We start from the raw sequence: 2705 nt of genomic DNA, 5'->3' as shown, positions 1-2705 counted from the left end.
TGCGGGCTTCGCCCTGCAGGGGAGGGTGAATTTAGGCAATGATACCGAGGTGTTGCAGCGCGTTATAAATGCCGTCTTCTTCGACGGTGCCGGTTTGGTATTGCGCGAGCGCGCGCAGTTCGGGTACGGCGTCGCCCATCGCCACGCCGAAGCCGACGGTTTTGAACATTTCGACGTCGTTCAGGCCGTCGCCAAATGCCATCGTTTCATCCAGCGGTACGCCGAGCGCTGCGCAGACGCGCCTGATGCCACGCGCCTTGCTGCCGTCGGCGTGCAGTAAATCGACGGAGAAGGGGTGCCAGCGCATCGCGTGGTAGTCGCGCCCCAGTTCGCCGCTGTCGTTCAGCGCCGCTTCTTCGGCGGGGTCAATGTAGAGCAGGTATTGGTACACCGGCTGGTGGCGGTAGTAGTCGGGGTCAATGATGTAGTCGCCGATGCCGGTGAGGGCGTCGTCCATGCGCGCGCTTTGCCGGTTGGACGCCATTTGTCCGGCGCCGACGTAGGTGTAGTCCCAGCCGTGGCGGGCAAAGAGGGCGTTGAAGCGTTCGATTTCGTCGAGGGTCATCGGGTTGGTGGCGAGCGGTTCGCCCCGGTACTGGTTGTACTGGCCGTTGATGGTGACGAACAGTTCGATGTTCTCGGCGGCGGCGAGTGTGCGGATTTTCGCGGGCAGGGCGGCGAGCGAGCGGCCTGTCGCAATCGCCGGGATGATGCCGCGCGCTTTCAGGGCGCGGATGGCGGCGGGAACGCTGTCCGGCAGGTAGTCGCTGCTTTTGCGGTAGAGGGTTTCGTCGATGTCGAAGAAGATGATTTTCGGGGTTTTCATCGGGTGTTTTTGCGGGTGGCAGATGGGTTCAAGTGGTTTTTGTTGCGGATGGATGCGTGTTCAAACCGGAGGACTGTATTTGTATTGGGCGGTGATTTCGTGGGCGCTACCCCCACCCCGACCCTCCCCCGCTGCGGACGCTGCGCGTCCTGCGAGGGAGGGGGCATTAAGTCCACGCCGGGCCGGGGATGATGCCGAGGTGGACAAGGGCGTTATAGACGCCGTGCTGTTCCAGCGGGGTGGTGATGTATTTGGCGAGCGCTTTCAGTTCGTCGCGGCCGTCGCCCATCGCCACGCCGAAGCCGACGGTTTTGAACATTTCCAGGTCGTTCAGTTCGTCGCCGAAGGCCATGGTCGCCGCGAGGTCGATGCCGCGTGCGGCGCAGATGGCGCGGATGCCGCGCGCCTTGCTGCCGTCGGCGTGCAAGAGGTCGATGCCGAGCGGGTGCCAGCGGATCATCTGGTAGCCGCGTTGCAGGATGCCGCTGGCGGCAAACGCCGCTTCTTCTTCGGCGGTGATGAAGACGTTCATCTGGTAAACGGGGTGGCGCTGCCAGTAGTCGGGGTCGGTGCTATACGGCACGGTGCCGTAGAGCGAGTCATGCACGCGCTGGCGGTCGGAGGAGAGCGCCATTTTTACGTCCGAGGTGCAGCCGTAATCCCAGTCGTGGGCGCGGCAAACGCGGACGATTTCGGCGATGTCGGCGGGGTCAATGGGATGGGTGGCGATGGCTTCGCCACAGTAAGTATTGTACTGGCCGTTGATGGCGACGAGTACGTCGAGGCCGACGGTGTCAATCAGCGCGCGGATTTTCGCGGGCAGGGCGCAGGGGCTGCGGCCTGTGGCAATCGCGGTGAGCACGCCCGCCTCCTGCAGGGCGCGGAAGGCGGGCAGCACCGATTCGGGCATGAAGTCCTGCCATTTGCGAAAGAGGGTGTCGTCGATGTCGAAGAAGATGATTTTGGGGGTCATGGTGGTTTGTCGTTCAAGGGGTGGATGGGTAGCGGGAGAGTACTTGTTTTTCAAACTTTTTTTGTGCCGGTGTGAGTTTGACGGGCGCGTCAATCAGCAGCAGTTGCAGTTTGTTTAGCCGGGTGATTTCGGCAGGCAGCGCGGTAAGCGGGTTGGCGTGCAGTCTGAGCTCAAGCAGCTCCTGCAAGTTGCCGATTTCCGGCGGCAGGTGGTCAAGCTGGTTGAAGCCGAGATCCAAATCTGCCAGTTGGCGCAGCTCAAACAGTCCGGGCGGCAGGTCGGTCAGCCCGCAACCAGAGACATTTAGACTCCGTAGTTGCTGAAATTCACCGATTTCCGGCGGCAGGCGGGTGAGCGGGTTATCCATTAGCGAGACGGTACTCAGTTGCGGCAGTTGAAAGAGTACGGTGGGGAAATCGGTAAAGCGGTTGCCGTCAAGCCCAATGAAGTACAGTTGCCGCAGGTTGGTGATTTCGGCGGGTAACTCGGCAAGGCTGTTGTTTTGCAGCTGGAGACGTTCCAGTTGCCGCAGTTCGCCGATTTCCGGTGGCAGATAGGTGATTTTGGGTCTGTTTGACCAATCATTCTGAAATAAATGCAATGCGTCCAGCTTGAGCAGGGCATCGCGTTCGCGCGGCAGGATGTCGGCGGGAATCTGGAATTCGTCCGCCCAGGCGTTGAGACGGGCGACCCAGTCGTCATCAGCCGCCAGCGCCGGGGTCAGGCAGGCGAGGGCAAAAAAGGCGAGGATTTTGCGCATGGTTGCTCCTTCGGGACGCGGAAAAACCGCGCCATGATAGCGCATCTGGATTTACACCTGCGCAGCCGCTAAGCTGCGCCGCTCCATAACCATCCCGCCTGCCATGCTCCCGCTCCTCATCCGCCGCGAATTGCGCGCCAGCCTGC

The 2705-nt window shown here is 61.6% G+C and carries 3 protein-coding genes; all 3 read right to left on the bottom strand.

Annotation, left to right across the window (positions count from 1 at the left end; all coding sequences use genetic code 11):
- Positions 1-31: 31 nt before the first annotated feature.
- The 3 genes from Q0349_RS13300 to Q0349_RS13290 all read right to left on the bottom strand — a co-directional run bounded on the left by Q0349_RS13300 (position 32) and on the right by Q0349_RS13290 (position 2559).
- Positions 32-826 carry a Cof-type HAD-IIB family hydrolase gene (locus tag Q0349_RS13300; protein WP_298081497.1) on the bottom strand — a complete coding sequence of 265 codons (795 nt, stop codon included), beginning with the start codon at positions 824-826 and terminating at the stop codon, positions 32-34.
- 166 nt (positions 827-992) lie between these two features.
- The gene (locus Q0349_RS13295) at positions 993-1799 is read right to left on the bottom strand and encodes a Cof-type HAD-IIB family hydrolase (protein WP_298081496.1); all 807 of its coding nucleotides are present in this window, start codon (positions 1797-1799) and stop codon (positions 993-995) included.
- A 13-nt stretch (positions 1800-1812) separates the two neighbouring features.
- The gene (locus tag Q0349_RS13290; protein WP_298081495.1) at positions 1813-2559 is read right to left on the bottom strand and encodes a leucine-rich repeat domain-containing protein; all 747 of its coding nucleotides are present in this window, start codon (positions 2557-2559) and stop codon (positions 1813-1815) included.
- Between the last annotated feature and the right edge of the window lie 146 nt (positions 2560-2705).

It is taken from the genome of uncultured Cardiobacterium sp., from assembly GCF_938028185.1.
Taxonomy (GTDB): Bacteria; Pseudomonadota; Gammaproteobacteria; order Cardiobacteriales; family Cardiobacteriaceae; genus Cardiobacterium.
The sequence above is the reverse complement of the archived record's forward strand: the minus strand, read 5'-3'. Positions and strand labels throughout refer to the sequence as shown.

Bases quoted from the DNA above. Each gene is read 5' to 3' on its own strand.
- Q0349_RS13295 (WP_298081496.1), bottom strand. From the start codon at position 1,799: ATGACCCCCAAAATCATCTTCTTCGACATCGACGACACCCTCTTTCGC.
- Q0349_RS13300 (WP_298081497.1), bottom strand. From the start codon at position 826: ATGAAAACCCCGAAAATCATCTTCTTCGACATCGACGAAACCCTCTAC.
- Q0349_RS13290 (WP_298081495.1), bottom strand. From the start codon at position 2,559: ATGCGCAAAATCCTCGCCTTTTTTGCCCTCGCCTGCCTGACCCCGGCG.